This window comes from Streptomyces sp. NPDC001880, from assembly GCF_053594575.1.
In genome coordinates this window covers 1-5353 of sequence record NZ_JBSFET010000181.1, presented here as the reverse complement: position 1 = coordinate 5353, position 5353 = coordinate 1, and the positions used below count along the sequence as shown (strand labels likewise).

Sequence of the window (5353 nt, the reverse complement as noted above, 5' to 3'; positions counted from 1 at the left end):
TCAGGAGCGCACCCGGCAGCGGCCGCCGAACCGTGGTGGTCGGCGGGGCGCCGGGCGTTTCGGCGTTCACCCGTCCAGACCGTGCAGGCTCTCCAGGCCGGTGGCCGCCGCGTATGCGCGCAGGGCGGTCTTCAGCGAGCCGGCCGTCCAGCGGGCGCCGAGCGCGGTGGTGGCGTCCAGGTACAGGCCCAGCACCCGGGCCGGGCTGGGCTCGTGGCCGGCCTGCCGCAGGACGGCGGGCAGGGTGACCAGGTCGATCAGCCCGGTCCCGTCGGGTCGCACGCTCTCCACGTCGAGCAGCACCGCCTCGCCGTCGGCCCGCTGCCGCAGGTGTTCGGGCTTGAGGTCGAGGTGGCCCAGCGGCACCAGACGCGGCCCGTAGGCGTCCAGGTGCGCGGCCAGCACCTCGGCGTAGGCCGCCGGGTCCGTGATCCAGGCCGGGGCCGGGGCGCCGTGCAGAGCGGCGAGGGTGAAGCCGGCCAGTGCCTCGGCGGCCTCGCCGGGCAGCCGCAGTGACGCCGTGTGGACGGCGGCGACCCGCTTCGCCAGCACAGCGGGCATGGCCGCCTCGCTCCAGTCGGCGGGCTCGGGCAGGTACTCCAGCAGCAGCGACAGCGACTCCTGGCCCTCCGCGTACAGCCGGGCGACCGGCGCAACGTCGGCCAGCAGCGCGTACGCCAGAGTCTCCCCGGCGTACGCGGCCGCATCGGCATGGAGCTTGAGCACCAGCGAGCCCTCCGGCGGCGGCCGGTGCACCGCGAACACCGCGGCGGTGTACCGGGCGTTGACCACGCTGACCCGGCCGTTCACGCCCGGGTGGTCGGCGGCGAGCACCTGGCGGGCGTGCACGAGAAGGTCGACAGGGTCGGCGGGCATCGGGGTGGCCAGCCACCCGGCGGGGCGGATGCGGGCCAGTCCCGTCAGCGCCTGGGCGGCGGTGGCCGGCGCCGGGGCGGTGGTCACCGGGCTCCCGCCGACGCGGTGATGCCGGCGGCCAGGTTCACGTAGGACAGGGCGGCGAGATCGGGACGCTGGTGCTCGCCGTAGATGCCGAAGAAGGCGTAGACGAGGCTGTCCAGGGGGCGGCCGATGTGCCAGCACTCCATCGCGCCGCCGGCCACGTCCCACACCTGCAGACGCCCCTGGAGCAGGGCGCGGTAGTCCTGGAAGAACATCTCCGCGCCGAACGGGTAGGCGGCCATCGCCTCCTCGCGCCCGGCCGGCTCGACCTGGACGAAGTCGGCGGTGGTGACGTCCCACGCGAACTGCAGGAGCTCGCCGCCGGGGCCGTCCTTGAGCCGCAGCACCGCGCGGTGGGGGCCGAGCGGGCCGGAGAGGTACTCGTGGATGCTGCACGCCAGCATCCCTGTGCCGGTGACCAGCAGTTCGCGGCCCAGCCGCGGCAGCGCGTCGCGGACTTCGGCGAGGGCCTGGTCCTGGTCGGCGGGCGGCTCGGCGAGCGGGACCAGCTCGACGCCGCCGGGGTCGGCCAGGAACGCGGCGTGGGCGACCAGCGCCTCGTACTCGAAGTCGTCGTCGATCCGCACCCACCCGACCTGGTCGGACATCACCTTCTCCGAGGGCGAGGCCGGGAGGGTCAGCCGCTCGCCCGGGCGCGGCCCGTGGACGTGGAAGAGGTTCTGCAGGCCGTTGGCGGCCGAGGCCATCTTCGGGTGGTCGGAGTAGAGGAACGGCCCGTGCGGCGAGCCGGGCGGCAGGAAGCCGTTGCCGCACAGCGCCACGTCCCTCACGCCGTCGAGCGGGGCGAGGACTTCGAGCAGCAGCTGGTTGAGCACGCTCAGGCCGGTCTTGTGCCGGGTGCCGTCCACGCCAGGCAGCAGGTTGACCGAGGAAGCGGGCATGCCGGGCGGCACGATCTGGGAGTTGTTGGAGACCACCGCCATCCGCGGCACGGGCTGGGCGCCCTCGGCGACCTGCTGCAGGTACAGGTCCGAGGGGTCGGCGTCCACCGCGATGAACACCGTGGGTCCGTCGCCGACCCGCAGGCAGGGCTGGACGACGCGGTCCTCCCAGAACAGTGTCTGGGCGCCGGCCGGGTAGAGGGTGACGCGCAGGTCGCCCAGCTCGATCGCCTCGGTGTGGTCGACGCGGCGGACCTCGAAGCCGAGCCGGACGATCGCCTCTTCGACCGGGGCTGGCAGCAGCGGCCCGGTGTAGACGGGCACGCTGCGGTCCAGCAGGTCCAGGGAGGGCAGGTGAAAGTGGTCGAGGTGCTCGTGGGTGAGCACGACGGCGTCCGGGCGGGGCATCAGGCCGGCGTCGATCCGGCGCGACGGCCAGATGCGGCACTCGGCGCGGCCGGGCAGGCCGAACGCCTCCTTGAGGACGGGGTCGATCAGGACGCGGTGGCCGCCGCCCTGGACCAGCCAGGTCTGGTGGCCCAGGAACGTCAGCTCCAGGCGGGTGTCCACAGCTTTGCCTCCTTGATGTCGGGACCGGGGCTGGAAGGCCCGGGAGGGCGGGACGGCCCCAGCCGTCCCGCCCTCCCGGAGATCACTCAGTGGTGGTAGGTGTGCGGGGCGGCGGTCAGCGCGCCGGTGCCGACGAGCCGGGCGACCTTGGCCTGGATCGCGGCGACCTTCTTCGGGTCGAGCGTGACGGCAGGGGCCTTCGCGGTGGTCTTCATGGCGTCCTCCTTGCGTAGAGGGGGTGTTGGGGACTCGGCCGGGCGGGCCGATCCGGTGCTCACAGTTCACCGCCGCCCGGGGCCTGGGTCGAGGCCGGATCACCGGACGCTTCACCGGACACCGTGACGGGTAGGTACCGGCCCCTCGCTGACGGTGGCCATGATGGCTACCGTGGTGGTCCTGGATTCCGGGGGTGCCCATGCCTGAACACGCCGTAGCCAACTGGCGTCTCGTCACCGCCCGCGTGGAGCGCGGCTGGCACACCCAGGAGGACTTCGCCGCCGCGTACGACGAGACGGCCCGCGAGCTGAGCGAGCAAGCCAGGATCTCGGTGCGGCAGGTGAGGCGGTGGGAGTCGGGCGAGTCGACCTGGCCCAACCGCGATGCCCGGCGCGTCCTGAAGGCGATGTTCGGCTGCCCGCTTGAAGACCTCGGCTTTCGACGGCCCGCCCGGCCCACCGGACGGCGCCCGGGCGAGAACGGAGAGAAGCTGGAGGAGCACGTGCGCCGACGGACGTTCCTGGGCCTGGTGGGCGCCGCCCCGGTGCTCGACCTCACGGCCCTGGACCACCTCACCGCCGCCGCCCACGGCGCCCGGCGCCACGGCGACCGCGAACTCCTTGGCCACCTGCGGACCGCGCTGGACGACGCTGCCCGCGCCGACGGGCTCGCCGGCCCGCACGAGGCGCTGCCCACCGTGCTGGGCATCCTCGCGGCGATCAACTCCGCCGCCCGCACCCGCGCCCCCGGTCTGCGGCGTGAGCTGCTGGTCCTCGGCGCCCGGGGCGCCGAGCTCGCGGCCTGGCTCCACCGAGACGCTGGCGCCCCCGCCCCGGCCGTCGCGTACTGGCACTACCAGGCGAAGGAGTGGGCGACGCTGACCGGCGACGGCGCCATGCACGCCTACGTCCTGCTCCGCCAGGCCCAGGCTACCGACCGCACCGACGCGACCCGGATGCTCGACCTCGCCCGCGCCGCCACCACCGGCCCCTGGACGCTGCCACCGAGACCGCGCGCGGAAGCGTTCCAGCAGCAGGCGCGGGCGCTGGCCCTGACCGGCGCCCGCGTCGAGGAGGTGACCCGCACGCTCGACCAGGCACACACCGCGCTCGGCCAGGCCACCCCGGCGAGCGGGCCCGCCACCTGCACCGGCCCGCTCGGCGACGGCTACACCAGCGAGCGCCTCATGGTGCAGAGCGCAATCTGCTACCGCGAAGCCGGCCAGAGCGACCGGGCCGTCAACCTCTTCGGCGAACACCTCGCCACGGCTGCGTTCGCGCCCCGCGACCGGGCGTTCTTCACCGCCCAGTACTCCGGCGCCCTGGTCGCGGCAGGCGAACCGGACGAGGCAGCTTCGGCCGCGATGGAGGCCCTGGCACTCGCTGCCGGCGCCCGCTTCGGGCAGGTGCTCGCCGAGCTCCACCGCACCGCCGACGACCTCGCGCCGTACGCCCAGCGTCCCGGCGTAGCCGAGTTCCGGCAGCGGCTGGGCGAGCTGGCAGTGGCCTAACCGAGGAAGGCACTCACCCGCTCGATCACCTCACGCTGCCATGCCTGCGACTGCGGGTGCAGGTACTTGGGGTCGTCGTGGACGGCGAAGCCGTGCTGGGCTCCGTCCAGCTCCACCAGTTCCACCGGCCCGCCGAACATCGCCTTGTGCCGGCGGGACGACTCGATCGGCACGAAGGTGTCCGCGGTGCCGTGCACCATCAGCACCGGCGCCCGCACCCCGGCCAGGATCGCTGGAGTGTCCAGGTAGAAGACCTCGTTCAGCAGGGCCCGGTTCAGCTCGAACGGCGACTTCTCGGTGAACCCCTGCTCCTCCAACCGGACCGCCATGTCCCGGGACAGGTAGTCGTCCCACCAGCCCGGTCGGGAGGTGACGTACCGCTCCTTGTAGTCCAGCCGCGGGTTCAGCAGCACCAGCTTGGCGACCTCGTCCGGCCGGTGCGCGGCGTGCAGCGCGGCGGCACCGCCGGAGAACGACGCGGCGATCACGTGCACCGGGCCCGGCCGACTGGTGTGCGCGCGCAGCCGGTCACCGGCCGCGCGGATGTCGTTGGTCACCGAGGCGATCGTCAGCTCCGACTCGCGCCCGCCACTGGCCCCGTGAGCCCGCAGGTCGAACCGCAGACTGGTCACCCCGGAGGCGGCGAGGCCAGCGGCCAGGCGGGTGAAGAAGCCGCCCTCTTCCCGGGTCACCCCTGCCCCGTGGACCAGCACTGCCATCCCGGCCGTCGTCTCCGCCGAGCAGACCGTGCCGAACAGCGCGGTGCCGTCCAGGGACTGAAACGCAGTCTCGTGATCGACCATAAGCAGATGGTAGCCACCCTACGGGGGGCGTCGGGGCGGGGAACGGCAGCGACCGACGTGAGGTCGAGCCGCTTGTCCATGTCCAGGCGGAAGGTGCCGTACGGGTTGACGTTCGACCAGAACAACGCGGTCAGGCCGCGCAGAGTTCACGTTGGTGATCGGCTGGGGTGTCACGGGGCGGGGCGTCTATGCCGTGCACTGCTGTACCCGTCAGCGGCCGCGTGCAGCAGTGTCAGAGGCTTCCCATAGGTTCGCCCCATGAGTTCTTCACTGAGCGTCTACCTGCTCGATGTGGCTGCTACGCGTGCCTTGGTCGGATCCCGCGATGACCAGTTGCTGGAGGCGATCCGCAACGGCTTTGGGGACGACCTGGCACGTGACGACGACTATTT

Annotated in this window: 6 protein-coding genes; 2 read left to right on the top strand and 4 right to left on the bottom strand. The window is 73.2% G+C overall.

Annotated features, from left to right (window positions below; translation table 11 throughout):
• Nucleotides 1-66: 66 nt before the first annotated feature.
• From ACWCQ6_RS35505 to ACWCQ6_RS35495, 3 genes are all read right to left on the bottom strand, one after another.
• Nucleotides 67-963, bottom strand: a complete 897-nt coding sequence (locus tag ACWCQ6_RS35505; protein ID WP_451096398.1) for a hypothetical protein — start codon at nt 961-963, stop codon at nt 67-69.
• Complete coding sequence (locus ACWCQ6_RS35500) at nt 960-2432, bottom strand: MBL fold metallo-hydrolase (RefSeq protein WP_451096396.1); 1473 nt, start codon at nt 2430-2432, stop codon at nt 960-962. The genes ACWCQ6_RS35505 and ACWCQ6_RS35500 overlap by 4 nt, the downstream gene beginning before the upstream one ends.
• Nucleotides 2433-2518: 86 nt before the next feature.
• On the bottom strand, nt 2519-2647 hold the full coding sequence (locus tag ACWCQ6_RS35495; protein WP_451096394.1) for a hypothetical protein: 129 nt from the start codon (nt 2645-2647) through the stop codon (nt 2519-2521).
• Between the two features lie 200 nt (nt 2648-2847).
• Here ACWCQ6_RS35495 and ACWCQ6_RS35490 point away from each other — a divergent pair, with 200 nt between their 5' ends.
• Nucleotides 2848-4158, top strand: coding sequence for a helix-turn-helix domain-containing protein (locus ACWCQ6_RS35490; protein WP_451096392.1), 1311 nt, complete (start codon nt 2848-2850; stop codon nt 4156-4158).
• Here ACWCQ6_RS35490 and ACWCQ6_RS35485 read toward each other — a convergent pair.
• Nucleotides 4155-4961, bottom strand: a complete 807-nt coding sequence (locus tag ACWCQ6_RS35485) for an alpha/beta hydrolase (RefSeq protein ID WP_451096390.1) — start codon at nt 4959-4961, stop codon at nt 4155-4157. The genes ACWCQ6_RS35490 and ACWCQ6_RS35485 overlap by 4 nt on opposite strands.
• 258 nt (nt 4962-5219) lie before the next feature.
• On the opposite strand from ACWCQ6_RS35485, the gene ACWCQ6_RS35480 reads away from it, so the two are divergent.
• Nucleotides 5220-5353 (top strand): DUF7691 family protein (locus ACWCQ6_RS35480; RefSeq protein WP_451095894.1); only part of this gene is annotated, 134 nt, incomplete at its 3' end.